The sequence below is a fragment of the Sphingomonas sp. ABOLG genome, from assembly GCF_003950435.1.
GTDB lineage: Bacteria > Pseudomonadota > Alphaproteobacteria > Sphingomonadales > Sphingomonadaceae > Sphingomonas > Sphingomonas panaciterrae.
The window spans coordinates 292301-309383 of the sequence record NZ_QQWW01000001.1 but is presented as its reverse complement, the minus strand read 5'-3'; the positions used below and the strand labels follow the sequence as shown (position 1 = coordinate 309383).

Here is a 17083-nt window from a genome sequence, read left to right as displayed (position 1 = left end):
CCGCCTTTGCCTTGACGCTCTGTGCTGCATGCGCGAAGTCGCGGGCCGCTATGAAGAGCCCCTTCCTTTTCGCCACCGCGGCGCTCCTCGCGCTCGCTGCCTGCAATTCCGAACCCACCGTGCCGGAAGTGCTCGACTCGAACCCCGATCCGATGGCGGGCGAACTCGCCAACGCCGGCGCGATCGAGCTTCCGCCGTCGATCAAGGCGGAAAAGTCGATGCGCTGCGGCGACAACAGCCTTGTGTACGTGACCTTCTTCGAAGGCGACAAGCAGGTCGTCGTGAAGACTGCCAAGGATGGCCCGTCGACCACGCTGACCGCCCCGAACGCGGGTGAGCCGCTGACCGCCGAGGGCGGCTGGAAGCTGACCGGCGACACCAAGAGCGTGACGATCGAGCAGCCGGGCCAGAAGGCCCTCACCTGCCGCGGCTAACCCATCGATGATCCGTCGCCGCCCCTTTGCAGGAGCGGCGACGGCTTTCTATCTTGCGCGTCGACCATGACGCGCCATCGCCCCTTCGAAATCCTCGACCCCGCGACGGTGCTTGGCGCCTATGCGGTCGGCGTGTTCCCGATGGCGGACGCGCGCGACGCCCCCGGCGTCTATTGGGTCGAGCCGCGCCACCGCGCGATCCTGCCGCTGGACCAGTTCCATCTGTCGCGATCGCTGCGCCGCACGCTGCGCTCCGAACGCTTCCGCCTGACCAGCGACACCGCCTTTGCGCAGATCATCGCGCTGTGCGCCGAGTCGGCGAGCGACCGGCCGGAGACGTGGATCAACCCGTCGATCGAGCGGGTCTTTCTGCAATTGCACGAGGCGGGATTCGCGCATTCGATCGAATGCTGGGAAGGTGACGAGCTGGTCGGCGGCCTCTACGGCCTGGCGCTGGGCCGCGCGTTCTTTGGCGAGAGCATGGTGAGCCGCGCGACCGACGCGTCCAAGGCCGCGCTCGCCGCACTGGTCGCGCGGCTGCGCTACGGCGGGTTCACGCTGCTCGACTGCCAGTTCATGACCGATCACCTCGCATCGCTGGGCGCGATCGAGATCGACCGGGACGATTACATCGCGTTGCTGGGCGAGGCGCTGGCCGACGTGCTGGGTGCGGCGGGTGCGGATGGCGCCGCCGCGGCGGGCGTCGAGGGTGCGGGAGTCGACCCGCTGTCCGTCGCAGCGCCAGCGGATTTCCGCGCGGTCGACGGCGCGGCGATCACATCGGTATCCGGCCCCTTGTCCGGGAAGGCCATCGTACAGCTCTTGGGCCAGACGTCGTAGATCGGGTGCTGGACGACGTTCAGCGCCGGGCGTTCCTTGTACAGCCAGCCCGAAAAGGCGCGGCGCCATTTGTCGTCGCTGCCGCGCACATCGAGCTGCACGAAGGCGCCGGTGAGCTGTTCCTGCTCCCACGGCGCGGTCCGCTCACAGGCGCGCAGGCGGATGATCGTGTCGCCGACGCGCACCGCCTGGCCCGGCTTGATCGGCACGTCGCGGCTGACGCCATTGCGCTTGTTGAGGAGGCCGATCACCGCGCTGCGCTGCGCCATCGGGGTGCTGCCGGCATCGACCGGGGCGGCATCCCCCTCCACCGTCACGACGTCGGACGGGACATTCTCGGCCGCCTCGGGAAGCTGCTGGCTCGCGGCCGGCGCGCGGCGCGAGCCGGCGTCATCGCCGTCGCTGGCGACATACCAGACGCCGACGCCGAGCAGGGCGGCGCCGCCGATCGCGGCCGCCGCGACCGCAGGCTTCACGCGTCGGGGCTCCACGCCTCATAATCGCCGGTGGCGGCCTGGCGGCGACCACCCTTTTCGAGCGCGCCCGACGGACGATAAGCCTCGGGCGTGCCGGTCATGTTCGGCTTCGCCGGCTTCTGCCAGGGGCGGGGCGGCGGCAGCGCCTGGGTGGGCGCATCGTCCACATGCTTGTGCAGCCAGCTGAACCATTCGGGCGGCACGCGGCTGGCATCGTTGGAGCCGTTGTAGATCACCCAGCGCCGCGGGTTGCCGGCCGTGTCCTTGCCGCCCTGGTAATAGACGTTGCCAAGCGAGTCCTCGCCGACGCGCGTCATGCCGCGCAGGCCGAACCAGGTGCCGATGGTGGCGCCATTCCACCAGGTGAAGGGATTGAGGTTGATGCCCATGTCGTCCCAGCGCTTAGCGGCTGGCGCGCGGGGCATCAATGGCGAGGCGCCGCAAAGGCGATGCGCCCGCCCGCAAAAATCGCGTCATGCCGCCGGAGAGGATCAGCGCGCCGAAAGCCCGGTGCCGCCGAGCGGCCGTGTCTCGGCAATCCGCTCCATCCCCGCGATCAGCGGGCGACCGCGCGTGATGGCGTCGCGGACCGAGGGCATCTGCAGCGAGGCGACATGCGATACCTGATCGGTCCACACCTCGGTAATCCAGATGGTGTCGGCCTCGGCGGGATCATCGGCGACGACATAGCTGAGGCAGCCGGGCATGCCGGCGACGCCGTCGAGCAGGATTGCAGTCAACTCCGCGCGCTTGCCGGGTTGCGCGGTCATCTTTCCAATCAGCCCGTACATCCCCGTCCCCTTTGCCATTGCCTCAAAGGGTCCGACCACCGCCGCTGCAGCCGTGCCGGACAGAAAGGTGCGTCGTTCCCATGTCATCGCAGCGCCATAGCATGTCGCCGCGCCGGCCGCGCGCCCCGTCGCTCAGCCTGCGCGACGAATCCGGCGCGCGACCCCGCGCAGCAGCGGGGTGCCGGACAGGCGCTTCGCCACGCGCATCGCCGAATCGAAGCCGCCGACCAGCGCGACCGCGCCGCGATTGGCGAGCGAGGGGCGCAGCAGCAGCAGATCACGGCATGCCACCCCGCCGGTCGCCATGCCGCGCTTGTGCTGCCCCTTCCCCTCCGTGAAATCGAAGCGGGCGAAGCGATCGGCAAAGAGGTCACCCAGCGCCGCTTCCATCAGGACGCTGCCCGGCGACAATGCGGCAAAGGCGGGATCGTGGCCGACATAATCATAGCGCAGCGTCGCACCGTCGGCGCCGCACCACAGATAGGCGGCGGGCGTATCGCTGACATAAAGGAGCCAGGCGCGCACCCGATCCTCGCCCGCCTGCGCCAGCATTGCGCGCACCCAGGCGGGGTCGTCGGGGATACCGGCCCCCATCAGCCGTTCCTGATAGGTCCTTTCCGCCAGCCGCCGCGCCACCGGGTGAAAGGCGGCGAGATCGGCAGCGCTGCGGAAGCGGCGGATATCGAGCGCGCCGCCCGATTCAGCGGCAAGCTTCTTCGCCTTGCGCTTCATGGTGGAACGCGCCTGCCGTGACAGGCCGTCGCGCCAGGCCGCCTCCCCCGCGGCGAGATCGACATAATAACGGGTGTAACGCTGTCGTTCGAAGATCACCCACCGTTCGAACAGCACGCCGGGCCAGTCGGGGGCCAGCGCCTGTGGCAGCGAGGTGACGAGATAGCCGTGCGCCGCGGGATCGAGCGGCGGCAGCGGCGGCAGCGCCCCGCCCAGTTTCCGATCGAGCGCCTGATTGAGCGCCTGATCGAGCGCCTGATCGAGCGATAGCGCGACGCGGGTCAGGCGCCGCGGGATGGTGGCGAAGGTGCGGGCGCCGATCTGCAGGCGCAGGGCGGCCGTCGTCACGCGCGCCGCTCGGCCACCAGATTGGACCAGAGCTGCTCCGCCTGGCGCCGCCCGCGCCGCCAGCGGCTGGCGGGGAGCGGGCGATCGTCGCGGCCGAGCCGGAGCCTCGGGCGATCGGCGAAATGCGTCGTCGGCGCCTTGCCGCGGCGGGCGGCGAGCATCCGGCACAAAGCCTCGAACCGCTGGACATGGACGCGGTTGGCCGCGAGGCCGGCGCGATTGGCGAGTTCGAAACTGTGGCCGACGATCGTCAGCGCGGCATGATCGGCGATGATGGCGTGATCGAGCGCCGCGCTCATCTCAGCGGCGGACAGCGCGCAGATCTGGACATTGCGCCAGACGCCGGGGCGGTCCTCGATCACGGTCACCGGCACCTCGACCACGCCCGCATGCTCGACGGGGGCGATCTGCGACGGCGCGAGGCCGATCGCACTGGGCCAGGGATGGTGCGCGCCATTGTGGCTGCTGTCATAGGCGATGCCGATCGCGGCGAGCGCCGCGAGCGTCGCATCATTGGCCGAATAGCTGCCGCTGCGAAAGGCGACCGGCGCGGGTGCCCCCGCCTCCACCAGCAGGGCGGCGGCCTCTGCCAGCAGGCGCTGCTGCTCCTCGCCGGCGAGGTCGATCAGCTCGAACTTTCCGTGCGCGCCGCGATCCGCAAGGCCGGCACCGACCCAATTGGGATGGAGATGGAGCTGAACCTCCTGCCCCGCGTCGCGCACCGCCGCGACGATGCGCCGGAAGGGATCGAGACCATAGACACGCGCCGGCATCGGATCGACGAAGAAGGTCGCCTTCAGCGCATGCCGCTTAAGCATCGCGAGCTGCCAGGCGAGGCCGACGCCGCCCGGCTCGATCGATCGCGCCTCCACCGCATCGGGTGCGAGCCCCGCGGCATGGTGGCGCCACGCGATCTCGGTATCGATGGTGAGAAAGACCGGGGTCATGCACCGGCTGTACCATCACGCCGTAAAGATTCCGCCAATGTTCACGCCGGAATGGCAAACGGGCGGCCACCGATGATCCGGTGACCGCCCGCGATGCCGGCGCGGCATGGGGTGAGCCGCGCCCCCTGAAATTTAGAATTGTGCCTTACTGGCTGCCAGCAGTGGCCGGGCTGCCAAGGAAGCCGCTCAGCTCATCCTTGGTGAGCGAGGCCGACTTGTCCTTGTCCGCCTGGGCGAAGGCCGCGTCGTTCCACTTCGGATCGGCGGGCTTGTCCGCGGCATTGGGCGCCTTTGCCTTCAGCGCGTCCATCCAGGCGGCGAACTCGGTCTTGTCGAGCGTGCCGTTGCGGTCCTTGTCGTAGCTGGCGAATTCGGCGTTCACGATGCTTGCGACCTGATCGGCGCCAGTCGCCGCGGCGCTCTCCGTCGCGGCGCCACCCGGTTGCGCGGGCGCGGCGGGCTGCGCCGGGGCAGCACCTTGCGGCGTTGTCGAGGGGGCGGGCGAAGCGCTCGGCGCCATCGGCTGAGTCCCGGCCGCGTCCTGCGCAAGCACCGGGGCAGCAACCATCATCGAACCAGCCAGAATGAAGCTCTTCAGCATCATCTCTCTCCTTTATACTATTCCATGTCGTGTCGCGTATTTCACTTTTCAACCTTGCGGTTCGGACAACAACTGGGCGCAATAAACCGATAACTTGGATGTACGGTTCCTCGCCGGGCATTTGAAGCGATTGCGCTAGCCTGCTACCGGCACCCAGCCCTGTTTTTGCAACGACTCAACCATGAGGCGTTGCCCCAGCACGACCGAGGAAATTCACATGGTTCCGCGCTACTCCCGGCCCGACATGACGGCGATCTGGACGCCTGAAGCCCGTTTTCGCATTTGGTTCGAGATCGAGGCGCATGCGACCGAGGCCCTCGCTGAACTGGGCGTGGTGCCGAAGGAAGCCGCCGATGCGCTATGGGCGTGGTGGCGGACCAATCCGGAGATCGACGTTGCCGCGATCGACGCGATCGAGGCGGTGACCAAGCATGACGTGATCGCATTCCTGACGTGGGTGGCGGAGCAGGTCGGCGATCAGGCCCGCTTCATGCACCAGGGGATGACGAGCTCCGACGTGCTCGACACCTGCCTTGCCGTGCAGCTGGCGCGGGCGAGCGACATCCTGATCGCCGATCTCGACGCGCTGCTGGCGGTGATCCGCCGCCGCGCCGAGGAGCACAAGTTCACGCCGACGATCGGCCGCAGCCACGGCATCCATGCCGAGCCGGTGACGTTCGGCCTGAAGCTGGCGCAGGCCTATGCCGAATTCGATCGTTGCCGCGTGCGGCTGCTCGCCGCCAAGGCGGAAATCGCGACCTGCGCGATTTCGGGCGCGGTCGGCACCTTTGCCAATATCGACCCCCGCGTCGAGGCGCATGTCGCCGCCAAGCTGGGGCTGACGGTGGAGCCGGTGTCGACCCAGGTCATCCCGCGCGATCGCCACGCGATGTTCTTCGCCACGTTGGGCGTCGTCGCGAGCTCGATCGAGCGGCTGGCGACCGAGGTGCGCCACCTGCAGCGTACCGAGGTGCTGGAGGCGGAGGAATATTTCTCGCCGGGGCAGAAGGGCTCGTCGGCGATGCCGCACAAGCGCAACCCGGTGCTGACCGAAAACCTGACCGGCCTTGCCCGCATGGTGCGCGGCTATGTCACCCCCGCGCTGGAGAATGTCGCGCTGTGGCATGAGCGCGACATCAGCCATTCGTCGGTCGAACGCTATATCGGCCCGGATGCGACGATCACGCTCGACTTCGCGCTCGCCCGCCTGACCGGCGTCATCGACAAGCTGCTGGTGTACCCTGAGCGGATGCAGCGCAACATGGACCGGATGGGCGGCCTGATCCATTCGCAGCGCGTGCTGCTGGCGCTGACGCAGGCGGGGGTCAGCCGCGAGGATGCGTACCGGCTGGTGCAGCGCAATGCGATGAAGGTGTGGGAATCGGACGGCGCGCTGTCGCTGAACGAGCTGCTGAAGGCCGATCCCGACGTGACCGCGGTGCTGTCACCCGAGGCGATCGATGCCGAGTTCGACCTTGGCTATCACCACAAGCACGTCGACACGATCTTCGCCCGCGTGTTCGGCGACTGACCGACCGGCGCCCCTCCCCCGCATCGTGCGCGGGAGGGGCGCCGCCGGATCAGGCCGGGATCTGCTGCGAAATGCAGTGGAAGCTGCCGCCCCCGGTCAGGATCGCATCGGCGCGCAGGCCGACCACCTGGCGATCGGGGAAGATCGCCTGGATCGCGGCCACCGCCGAATCGTCATTGGCGGCGCCATAGAGCGGCACCACGACCGCAGCATTGCCGATGTAGAAGTTCATGTAGCTCGCCGGCACGACCTCATCATCGCGCAGCACGCGGCCGGGCGACGGGATCGGCACGACCTCCACGCCAATCGCGCGGGCGCGATCGGCGGCCTGCTGATAGACCTGCCAATTGGGATCGTTCTCCGCCGCGACGGGAAGCGCCAGGCGGCCCTCGCCGACGAAGCGCGCCAGATTGTCGACATGGCCGTCGGTGTGGTCGTTGAGCAGCCCGTCACCGAGCCACAGCACGCGATCATAGCCCAGGTCGTCGCGCAGCCGCTGTTCGATCTGCGTTCGATCCAGCGCAGGGTTGCGGTTGGGGTTGAGCAAACATTGTTCGGTGCTGACGACGAGGCCGGTGCCATCGCCGTCAATCGCCCCGCCCTCCAGCACCCAATCGTGCCGCGCCGGCGTCTGGCCACGCTCGGCGGCGAGGCGAAGGCCGATGTCGTCATCGCCGGGCAGATCGTACTTGCCGCCCCAGCCGTTGAAGAGGAAGCTGTTGGCGGTGCCGTCGGCGCCGATGATCGGGCCGGTGTCGCGCAGCCAGATGTCGCCGAACAGCTCGACGATCACCGTCGCGAAAGGCGCCATGGCGCGCGCGGCGTCGGCCGCCTCGTCATTGGCGGCGACGAGCAGCACCTGTTCGCCCTTGCCATCGGCATGGACGGCGGCGGCGAAGGCGACGACTTCGTCACGCGCCTGATCGAGATCCTCCTGCCACAATTCGGGGTGGCTCGGAAAACCGATCCAGACGGCCTTGTGCGGGGCCCATTCGGGACGGGGTGCGCGGGTCATTTCGTCTCCTGCCGCGATGCATCGCGGATCGCCTTGAACTCTGCGGTGGGATACCAGTTCGGCCACATCGTGCCATCGGCGAGCTGCCGGCCGAGCTGATAGTAAATGGTCATGTCCTGAAGCGCGCCGTCCCAGTTCCAGTTGGGATCATATTCGTCCTTCGGGCCGTGGTAGCGCTTCACATTATAGTCCTTGGCCGCGGCCTTTCCGGCCAGCACGCCGCCGTTCACCAGATCCTCGCCGCTGCCCGCCGACAGCATCGGCACGCCGAGCTTGGCGAAGCTGAAATGGTCCGAGCGGTAATAGCCGCCCGCCTGCGGCGCGGATTCGGGCGAGACGCGGCGGCCCTGCGCGGCGAGCAGCGGCTTCACCATGTCCTCCAGCTCCGACTTGCCGGCGCCGGTGATCTCGAAATCCTTGGTGGCGCCCAGCACGTTCAGCACGTCCATGTTGACGCCGCCGACCGTCTTGCCAAGCGGATAGACCGGGTTTTCGGCATAATAGCGCGAGCCGAGCAGCCCGCTTTCCTCCGCCGTGACCGCGACGAAGGCAACCGAGCGGCGCGCGGGGCCCGCCTTGGCGAACGCCTCCGCCATGGCAACGAGGCCGGCCGTGCCGGTCGCATTGTCGGCCGCGCCATTGCAGATGTCATCGCCGTCGACCGCGTCGCAGCGGCCGAGGTGATCCCAATGCGCCGAATAGAGCACGACCTCGTCCGGCGCCTGCGTGCCCGGCAGCACCGCGACGACATTCTTCGACGTGCTGCGCTTGATGTCATTCGAGAAGCTGCCCGACAGCTTCAGGCCGAGCGGCACGGCGCGAAAGCCCTTCTGCTTGGCGGCGGCGGACAATTGGTCGAAATCCTTGCCCGCGGCGGCGAACAGCTCCTTCGCCTTGGGCAGCTGGATCCAGCCGATCACCTGGCTCTGGTCCATGTGGTTGCCGGCCTCGTCCAGCCCGTATTGCGGGCCGGTCCAGGAGGATTGGACGACCGACCAGCCGTAGGCGGCAGGCGCGGTGTCATGGACGATGATCGCCCCGGCTGCGCCCTGCCGTGCCGCTTCCTCGAACTTGTAGGTCCAGCGGCCGTAATAGGTCATCGCGCGGCCCTCGAACGGGCCGGCGGCGGCACCCGCCTCCTTCACTTCCCAGTCGGGATCGTTGACGAGGATGACGACCGTCTTCCCCTTCACGTCGAGCCCGGCATAATCGTTCCAGCCCTTTTCCGGCGCGTTGATGCCATAGCCGACGAAGACCAGATCGCTGTCCTTCAGGCTGACCTCAGGCACGACGCGGTACGTGCCGACGACCATGTCGGTGCGATAGTTGAAGGTAACGGGCGCCTTGCCGCCGGTCGCGGTGAAGGGGGTGACGTTCTTCGCGGTAAGCTCCACCATCGGCACGTCCTGCGTCCACTGGCCCTTGTTGCCCGGCTTCAGCCCGGCGGCCGAGAAACGCTTGATCAGATAGTCGACCGTCTTTTCCTCACCCGCCGTGGTCGGCGCGCGGCCCTCGAACGCGTCGGAGGACAGGACCTCAGTCACCGTCTTCAGCGTATCGACGGAAATGGCGGGGACGGTCTGCGCCAGCGCGGGCGTAGCGATCGTCAGGGCGAGGAAGGAGACAAGCAACGAACGCATCAAGGCGACCTCATCAGCAACATGCACCCATCCCCCTTACAACTTCATCGCAGCCCCGCAACGCAAGGCCCGCTGCCCCGCCGCGATGGTGGCTTGCCAGCGTAACGATCCCGCGGCAGGATTCTGAGAAGGGGGAATAAAACATGATGAGAGGATGGACGCGCCGCGTTCTCGCGACGGCGCTGCTGACGACGTTTCTGCCGATGACGGCGCAGGCGCAGGATGCCACCGCCACTGCGCGAGCCTTTGGCGCCCGATATTCGATGGCGGATATCAGCCTGTCGCCCGATGGCAGCAAGATCGCCATGGTGGTGCCCGGCAAGAACCGCGAAACGGCGTTGCTGATCGCCGAGCCGCTGAAGGGCGGCGAGCCGGCATCGATCATGCGATCGAGCGGCGAAGGCGATCACCTGAAATGGTGCAACTGGGCGACCGACACGCGCCTGATCTGCAAGATCCAGGTCATGCTGCGCCATGCCGGGGCGGTCGAGGCCTTTTCACGGCTGGTCTCCATCGATGTCGACGGGAAGAACTTCAAGATCGTAACGGCGCGCGCGAACGATCGATCGCTGTTCGGCAGCCGTTACGGCGGCGACGTCATCGACCTGACCGGCGACAGCAAGGGCAATATCCTGCTGCTGCGTACCTATGTGCCGGAAACGTCGATCGGGCGGCTGGTGCAGAAGGATGCCTATGGCCTGGGCGTCGAACGCGTGAACCTGTCCACGCTGGAGCGCAGGCCGACCGTGCGACCGCGCCGCGACGCGGTGGAATATATCACCGACGGCATGGGCACGATCCGCATCATGGGCGTACGGCCGATCGCCGGCACGGGTTATTCCAGCAACGTCATCAACTATTTCTATCGGCGGTCGGACGCGACCGACTGGGAACCGCTCAGCAAGCTGGAGATGGCGGGAGCGACGTGGAAGGGGTTCAATCCCTATGCCGTCGACCCCAAGCTGAACGTCGCCTACGGTTTCGAGGATGCCGGCGGCCGCAAGGGCCTGTGGCGGGTGGCGCTGGACGGGTCGATGAAACGCGAACTGGTGCTGTCGCACCCAGAGGTCGATGTCGACGGCCTGATGCGTGTCGGTCGGCAGCAGCGCGTCGTCGGCGGCAGCTTCGCCACCGACAAGCGCACCGCCGTCTTCTTCGACAAGGAGCTGCACGCGCTCTCCACGGCGCTGAGCAAGGCGCTGCCGAACCAGCCCGTGGTATCGTTCATCGACGCGAGCGCGGACGAGAATACGCTGCTGCTCTACACCCACAGCGATATCGATCCGGGGCGCTATTATGTGTTCCAGAAGGCAACCAAGCGGCTGACCGAAATCGCGCCGGCACGGCCCGAGCTGGCGACGATGAAGCTTGCGCCGATGAAGCCGGTGTCCTTCCCGGCGGCGGACGGCACGATGATCCCCGGCTATCTGACGTTGCCGGTCGGTCATTCGGGCAAGAACCTGCCCGCGATCGTGATGCCGCATGGCGGGCCGAGCGCGCGTGACGAATGGGGCTTCGACTGGCTGGTCCAGTTCTTCGCGGCGCGCGGCTATGCGGTGCTCCAGCCCAATTTCCGCGGCTCGGCCGGCTATGGCAGCGAGTGGTTCCGCAACAATGGCTTCCAGTCGTGGCGCACCGCGGTGGGCGACGTCAACGACGCCGGACGATGGCTGGTGAAGCAGGGCATCGCCGACGCATCACGGCTGGGCATCGTCGGCTGGTCGTACGGCGGCTATGCGGCGCTGCAATCGCAGGTGCTCGATCCGGACCTATACCGCGCGGTGGTGGCGATCGCGCCGGTCACCGATCTGGTGTCGCTGAAGGATCAGTATCTCGACAATCGCTATTACCCGCAGGTCGCGGCGATGATCGGGTCCGGCCCGCATTTGCGCGAGGGATCGCCGGCGCAGAATGCCGCCGCGATCAAGTCCCCGGTGCTGCTGTTCCACGGCGACCTCGATCTCAACGTCGGGATCGAGGCATCGCGCCTGATGCAGGCCCGGCTGCGCGGCGCGGGCAAGCAGGTCCAGCTGGTCGAATATGACGGCGAGGCCCATTCGATCGAGAGTGGATCGGCTCGCGCCGACATGCTGGAGAAGGCCGATGCCTTCCTGCGCACGTCCATGAAGATGTGACCCGAACGAAAAAGGGCGGCCCCGCAGGACCGCCCTTTTTCTGGCCATCGTGGCTCCGGCACGTGCCGGAGCGACAGATCAGCGGCTGTAGTATTCGACGACCAGGTTCGGTTCCATCTTCACCGGGTACGGCACTTCGTCCAGCGTCGGGACGCGGATGAAGGTGACCTTGGTGGTGCCGTCCTGAACGACATAGTCGGGCACGTCGCGCTCGGCGAGGCTCTGCGCCTCGAGCACCAGCGCCATTTCCTGCGCCTTCTTGCCCAGCGTGATCTCGTCGTTCACCGCGCAGCGACGCGACGCGATGTTGCACTTCACGCCGTTCACATAGACGTGGCCGTGGCTGACGAGCTGGCGCGCGGCGAAGATCGTCGGCGCGAACTTCGCACGGTACACGATCATGTCGAGGCGACGCTCGAGCAGGCCGATCAGGTTCTGCGAGGTATCGCCCTTCATCCGGGCAGCCTCGTCGTAGCAGTGGCGGAACTGCTTCTCGGTCACGTCGCCGTAATAGCCCTTCAGCTTCTGCTTGGCGCGCAGCTGGATGCCGAAGTCCGACACCTTGCCCTTGCGGCGCTGGCCGTGCTGGCCCGGACCGTATTCACGCTTGTTGACCGGGCTCTTCGGGCGACCCCAGATGTTCTCGCCCAAACGGCGATCGAGCTTGTGCTTGGCGCTATGGCGCTTCGACATCGTCTTTCCTTCGATTTGCTAACAACGTTGGTCCCGGTATCGCACCATCCGTGCCGGGCACGGGCAGGCCGCCTGCTTCACCGGGATGCAGGGGCGATCGCGAAGCGGCGCGCCTAGCCGCAGACCTGTTTCAAGTCAAGCTGGACAGGCCCGTGCCGGGCGGCCAAGGCGCCGCCATGACGATCCTTCCCGGACAAGAATGCACCACCATGGCCGAGGTACGCGCCGGCGTGGACCAGCTGGACCGCGAGCTGGTCGCCCTGCTGCGCCGCCGGTTCGACTATATGGACGCCGCCGCCCGCATCAAGCCGGAGCGTGGCCATGTGCGCGACGAGGGCCGCAAGGCGCAGGTCATCGCCAATGCCAGCGCTTATGCCGCCGAGCTTGGCCTGCCTGAACAAGCAATCGCGCAATTGTGGGACGCGCTGGTCGAAGCATCGATCGCTTATGAACTTGATGCCTATGATCGACGGGTAACAAAGTCTTAGGTCGCATCAGGCACAATCACGGACGGGAGGAAACACCGTCCGATGAAACGCTTGCCGCTGATCACGCCGCATCCGCCACGGCTGAGCAAACTTGCCGAGGGTCTCGCCCGGATCGAAGAGGCGGGGATCTACAGCAACAACGGACCGGTGCTGCGCGCATTCGAGGCCAGTGCCACCGAGCAATTGTTCGGCGGCAAGGGCGCTTGCCTTGCGGTTGCCAATGCGACGCTGGGGCTGATGATCGCGCTGCGCGATGCGGTGAGCGACGGGCCGGCGGGGCGGTTCGCGCTGATGCCGGCGCTGACCTTTGCCGCCACGGCGCAGGCGGCATGGTGGGCCGGGCTGACCCCCCTCGTCTGCGACATCGATGCGGACAATTGGTCCGCCGCGGCCAATGAGGAAGAGGAGCTGCTGGAGCGGCACGGGGCGCAGATCGCCGCCATCGTTCCTTATGCGACCTTCGGCTATGGCATCGACCTCGACCGGTATCGCTGGCTGTCCAACCGCTATGGCGTTGCGGTGGTGGTGGATGCGGCGGCGTCGCTGGGCACGACCGATGCCGCGGGGCTCGGCTTTGGCGCGGGCGCGCCCTTCCCCATCGTATTCTCCATGCACGCGACCAAGCCGTTCGCGACCCAGGAAGGCGGCCTGATCCACTGCGCCGACCCGGACCGGATCGAGCGGCTGCGCGCGATGGCCAATTTCGGCTTCACCGCGCCGCGCACCGCAACCTTGCCTGGCCTGAACGCCAAGCTGCCCGAAGCGATGGCGCTGGTGGCGCAGGCACGGCTGGAGGATTTCGACGCAGTGTCACGCCACCGCGAGCAGCTGGCCCGCAGCTATCGCAGCGCGGTGGCCGGTCGCTACGTGACGCAGGCGCGCCGGCCCGGCCAGCAGGCGCTGGGTTTCTTCCCGCTGCTGCTGCCGTCCGAGCGCACGCACGAGCGCGACGCGATCATCGCGCGGCTCGGCGAGGAAGGGATTGGCGCGGGGAAGTATTTCAGCCCGCACCTCGGCGAACAGCCGTGGATCCGCAGCATCGGCCATATCGAACAGACGCCGGTCGCCGACATGGTGGGCGGCCGGCTGCTGTCGCTGCCGCTGTCCGACACCATGACGCCCGACGACGTCCACCATGTCGTCGCGACGCTCGACCGGGTGGTGGCGCGGCGCAGCCGTCCGATCGCCGTCTCCGCACCGCCGGTTGCGGAAACGATGATCATCGGCGGCGGCCCGGCCGGCACCGCGATGCTGACCGCGGCGAGCCGCCACGGCCTGCTGCCCGAATTGTCGCGCGGGCTGGTGATCGTCGAGCGTGACGGCGCGATCGGCGGCGGGCAGCTTGGCCGCTATGCCATCACGTCGGACTCGACTGCGCAGACCTTCCTGTCGGCGATCGAGAACAATCCCGACGGCGCGATCGCGTCGCTGGTCGATCATCCCGCGGCGCTGGCAGTGGCGCGGCATCGCGCCTCGCTCGGCGTGCCGCTAGCCGAGGTCGGCCCGCTGCTGCGTGCGGTCGGCGAGCGGCTGCACGCCGGCGTCACCGCGCAGGGCGGAACGGTCCTGACCAATACCGAGGCGCTGGGCGCGCGGCGCAAGGACGGACTGTGGCACGTCCGCCTGCGCGATGGCGCAACCCACAACGACAGCGAGCGGGTGGCGCGCAACCTGGTGATCGCGACCGGCGGGCATCAGCCGCTCGACCGGCTGGTGACGCAGGAGGTGGCCGGCGTGCCGCTGATGGAGATTGCCGGCAACCGGCTGCTCCAGTCGGATTCGGTGCTGGCGCGCGGCGGGTTCGAGATGGTCGCCGACCTCCTGTCGCAGAAGCGCAGCCCCCGGGTCGCGGTGATCGGCGGATCGACCAGCGCGCTGACCACCGTGGCGCTGCTGCTGCGCGAGCGACCCGCACTGCCCTTTGGCGCGGGCGGGATCACGCTGCTGCACCGCCGGCCGCTGCGCCCCTTCTACCATTCGGTGGATGCCGCCCATGGCGAGGGCTTCACGGATTTCGGCCCGAGCGACATCTGCCCGGTATCGGGCTTCGTCTATCGCCTCGCCGGCTTCCGGCTGGAGGCGCGCGAGCTGGTGCTGCGGATGCTGGGGATCGACGGTCGTACGCCCGAGCCGCGCGTGGCGCTGCACCGGGTGGCCGGTGACGAGGATGCGGCCGCGCGCGACATCCTGGCCGGGGCGGATCTGGTCATCGCGGCGCTCGGCTATCGCCCGCGCGCCCTGCCGCTGGAGGATGCCGACGGGCGCCCGCTGTCGATCGCCGCGCACAGCGGTGCGCCGATGGTCGACGACGCCTGCCGCGTGCGCGATGCGGCAGGGGCGCCGGTCCCCGGCCTTTACGGCATCGGGCTGGCCGCCGGCTTCGTCCCGCACGGGCGGCTGGGCGGCGAGTCGAGCTTCGTCGGCCAGGCAAACGGCCTGTGGCTGTGGCAGAATGACGTGGGCATGATGATCGTCGACCAGCTTCTCGCCGGGCGGACGCGCGCGGCGGCATGACGCTGATGCCCGCCGTCAGCGTCATCATGGCGGCGTATAATGGCGCCGAGTTCCTGCCCGCCACGCTGGCGACGCTGCAGAAGCAGACCCGTGGCGATTTCGAGATCATCGTCGTCGACGATCGTTCGACCGACCATACGCTGGACGTGCTGCGATCATGGCCCGACCCGCGGCTGCGGGTGATCGCGCTGGAGCAGAATGGCGGGCCGGTGCGTGCGCGCAACCGTGCCGTCGCCGAGGCACGCGGCCGCTATATTGCCGGGCTGGACCAGGACGATCTTTGCCTGCCGGAACGGTTCGCGCGACAGGTCGCCTATCTCGATGCCCATCCGGAAATGGTGATGGTGGCGAGCGCGACGGAGGTGCTGGACGGCGCGCGCCTGCTACCCTCCCCGCACGTCGCCTATACCTCGCCCGCGCTGCTGCGCTGGCTGATCCGGATCGAGAATCCGTTTGTCTGGTCGTCGGTGATGGTGCGTGCGGACGCCGCGCGCCGGCTGACGCCATTCACCCGGCCGGAGATCCTCTATGCCGAGGATTTCGACCTCTATCATCGCCTGTCGGCGCTGGGCCCGATCGCCCGGATCGACACCCCGCTGCTCGCCTATCGCCGTCACGCCGGCGGAGCGTCGCAACGCTATGAGGATATCATGCTGACGAGCGCGCGGCGCGTGCTGGCAGGGGCCTATGCGCCGGTGCTGGGCGAGGACGCGGATGCCGCGGCGGCGCTGGTGGTCGAGCATCTGATGCACCGCCAACCCGTGCCGGACCGCGCGACGCTGGCCCGGCTCGGCGATGTGCTGGTGCGATTGCAGGAGGCGTTTTTGCTGGAGCAGCCGTGCGAGGCGGCGAATGTCCGGCTGGTCCGCTGGACCACGGCGCGGCGCTGGGCCGACGTGGCGCGCGCCTCGCTGCGGTCGGGGACGCTGACGCTGGCGGAGGCGCTGCGCGTCCGGCCGCCGCACCTGGGCCTTGGTCATGCAGGGCTGGAAGAATTGCTCTGGGCCCGGCTGATCGGCCGCGCGCGACGCGCGGCCGGCCGCCATCAGACCTTCGCGGCGTAGATCATCCGGCCCTGGCCGAGCCGCTCGAACGTTTCCGCCAGTTCACGCTCACCGACCGCGAAACAGCCCTGGCTGCGGCCAAGGCGGCCGTGCGTGCGGACCATGTCCGGGTTCGAATACCAGGCGCCATGCACCACGATCGCGCGGGCGAGCGCATTGTCGTTGGTCGGATCGAGGCCGATCAGCCGCTGCGACTTGCCATGCTTCCCGACATAGTAATTGTCGGCGAGGAAGGCGCCTTCGCACGACGCATTCGAGCCGTTCTTGTTCGAGAAGCGCTGCAGGAAGCCGGTGTGCCCCGGATCGGAGCCGCTGCCATGCGCGACCAGCTTCGACACGCTCTTGCCGCTGACCAGATCGATGAAGTGGAAGCGCGGCTGCGACGAAGGTGCTGAGAAATCCGCGATGACAATCCGGTCGCGCAGCTTGATCGTGTTGCCGTGACGCTCCAGCGCGGCGAGCGCCTCGCGCATCAATTCCGGGCGGACGACGCGCGGCGAACTGGGCACGACGCGGGGCGCAGGGCGCACCGGCGCCAGACCGGAGGACGTCAGCGGCACCTGCTTGGGCTCCGCCGCGCGCATCGCGGCAGACACCGCGTCCGGAATAATCATTGCCCCCGCCAGAGCACCCGCCGTCTTCAACAATCCGCGGCGCGTCGGCACCGTGTCACCCATCTTCGCCATCAATCTTACAGTCCCTTCCCGCTAAGCGACTGTATAGCAGGGAAAAGGTGAAAAATCTTCAGCAGCGGGAACCAATCTGCCGGATTCGCGTGCGTCCACCGCGCAAATCGCGCGGCTCATCGTATGGCACAAATGTCAATAGCGCGCG

The 17083-nt window shown here is 67.9% G+C and carries 16 protein-coding genes and 1 pseudogene; 7 read left to right on the top strand and 10 right to left on the bottom strand.

Going from position 1 to position 17083, the window contains the following annotated elements; translation table 11 throughout:
• Nucleotides 1–50: 50 nt before the first annotated feature.
• Both CA236_RS01605 and aat read left to right on the top strand, forming a co-directional pair.
• A complete protein-coding gene (locus CA236_RS01605; RefSeq protein ID WP_046409204.1) occupies nt 51–434 on the top strand; it encodes a hypothetical protein in 384 nt (127 codons plus the stop codon).
• A gap of 66 nt (nt 435–500) precedes the next feature.
• Nucleotides 501–1274, top strand: coding sequence for a leucyl/phenylalanyl-tRNA--protein transferase (gene aat, locus CA236_RS01600; protein WP_125944268.1), 774 nt, complete (start codon nt 501–503; stop codon nt 1272–1274).
• Nucleotides 1275–1309: 35 nt separating this feature from the next.
• Here the strand turns inward: aat and CA236_RS01595 are convergent.
• The 6 genes and pseudogenes from CA236_RS01595 to CA236_RS01570 form a co-directional block, all read right to left on the bottom strand.
• Nucleotides 1310–1543, bottom strand: a pseudogene (locus CA236_RS01595) (DUF2155 domain-containing protein); the annotation flags it as partial.
• Between the two features lie 203 nt (nt 1544–1746).
• Nucleotides 1747–2139, bottom strand: a complete 393-nt coding sequence (locus CA236_RS01590) for an NADH:ubiquinone oxidoreductase subunit NDUFA12 (RefSeq protein WP_046409201.1) — start codon at nt 2137–2139, stop codon at nt 1747–1749.
• Between the two features lie 102 nt (nt 2140–2241).
• Nucleotides 2242–2628, bottom strand: coding sequence for a putative quinol monooxygenase (locus CA236_RS01585; protein WP_206430486.1), 387 nt, complete (start codon nt 2626–2628; stop codon nt 2242–2244).
• Between the two features lie 45 nt (nt 2629–2673).
• Complete coding sequence (locus CA236_RS01580; protein WP_241212462.1) at nt 2674–3621, bottom strand: GNAT family N-acetyltransferase; 948 nt, start codon at nt 3619–3621, stop codon at nt 2674–2676.
• Nucleotides 3618–4568, bottom strand: a complete 951-nt coding sequence (locus tag CA236_RS01575) for a polysaccharide deacetylase (protein WP_125944267.1) — start codon at nt 4566–4568, stop codon at nt 3618–3620. Before CA236_RS01575 ends, CA236_RS01580 begins: the two co-directional genes overlap by 4 nt.
• A 145-nt stretch (nt 4569–4713) precedes the next feature.
• Complete coding sequence (locus tag CA236_RS01570; RefSeq protein WP_125944266.1) at nt 4714–5169, bottom strand: EF-hand domain-containing protein; 456 nt, start codon at nt 5167–5169, stop codon at nt 4714–4716.
• Nucleotides 5170–5386: 217 nt separating this feature from the next.
• Between CA236_RS01570 and purB the strand changes: the two genes are divergently transcribed.
• Entirely contained in the window at nt 5387–6700 is a 1314-nt protein-coding gene (purB, locus tag CA236_RS01565) for an adenylosuccinate lyase (RefSeq protein ID WP_125944265.1), read from the top strand.
• A gap of 49 nt (nt 6701–6749) precedes the next feature.
• Here purB and CA236_RS01560 read toward each other — a convergent pair whose 3' ends face one another.
• Together CA236_RS01560 and CA236_RS01555 are read right to left on the bottom strand one after the other, a co-directional pair.
• A complete protein-coding gene (locus tag CA236_RS01560) occupies nt 6750–7715 on the bottom strand; it encodes an agmatine deiminase family protein (protein WP_125944264.1) in 966 nt (321 codons plus the stop codon).
• Nucleotides 7712–9355 (bottom strand): M28 family metallopeptidase, encoded by a 1644-nt coding sequence (locus tag CA236_RS01555; protein WP_125944263.1) that lies wholly within the window; start codon nt 9353–9355, stop codon nt 7712–7714. Before CA236_RS01555 ends, CA236_RS01560 begins: the two co-directional genes overlap by 4 nt.
• A gap of 146 nt (nt 9356–9501) precedes the next feature.
• Between CA236_RS01555 and CA236_RS01550 the strand changes: the two genes are divergently transcribed.
• Nucleotides 9502–11490 carry a S9 family peptidase gene (locus CA236_RS01550; RefSeq protein ID WP_241212461.1) on the top strand — a complete coding sequence of 663 codons (1989 nt, stop codon included), beginning with the start codon at nt 9502–9504 and terminating at the stop codon, nt 11488–11490.
• A 78-nt stretch (nt 11491–11568) separates the two neighbouring features.
• Here the strand turns inward: CA236_RS01550 and rpsD are convergent, their stop codons facing one another.
• Complete coding sequence (rpsD, locus tag CA236_RS01545; protein WP_125944262.1) at nt 11569–12183, bottom strand: 30S ribosomal protein S4; 615 nt, start codon at nt 12181–12183, stop codon at nt 11569–11571.
• A gap of 176 nt (nt 12184–12359) precedes the next feature.
• Between rpsD and CA236_RS01540 the strand changes: the two genes are divergently transcribed.
• The 3 genes from CA236_RS01540 to CA236_RS01530 are packed head-to-tail and all read left to right on the top strand — an operon-like array spanning nt 12360 to nt 16249.
• A complete protein-coding gene (locus tag CA236_RS01540) occupies nt 12360–12671 on the top strand; it encodes a chorismate mutase (RefSeq protein WP_046409195.1) in 312 nt (103 codons plus the stop codon).
• A gap of 42 nt (nt 12672–12713) precedes the next feature.
• Nucleotides 12714–15185, top strand: coding sequence for a DegT/DnrJ/EryC1/StrS family aminotransferase (locus tag CA236_RS01535; protein WP_125944261.1), 2472 nt, complete (start codon nt 12714–12716; stop codon nt 15183–15185).
• The gene (locus CA236_RS01530) at nt 15182–16249 is read left to right on the top strand and encodes a glycosyltransferase family 2 protein (RefSeq protein ID WP_241212460.1); all 1068 of its coding nucleotides are present in this window, start codon (nt 15182–15184) and stop codon (nt 16247–16249) included. The genes CA236_RS01535 and CA236_RS01530 overlap by 4 nt, the downstream gene beginning before the upstream one ends.
• On the opposite strand, the gene CA236_RS01525 is transcribed toward CA236_RS01530, so the two are convergent.
• Entirely contained in the window at nt 16231–16935 is a 705-nt protein-coding gene (locus CA236_RS01525; protein WP_125944260.1) for a murein L,D-transpeptidase catalytic domain family protein, read from the bottom strand. The two genes, CA236_RS01530 and CA236_RS01525, sit on opposite strands and share 19 nt — an antisense overlap.
• Nucleotides 16936–17083: the final 148 nt, after the last annotated feature.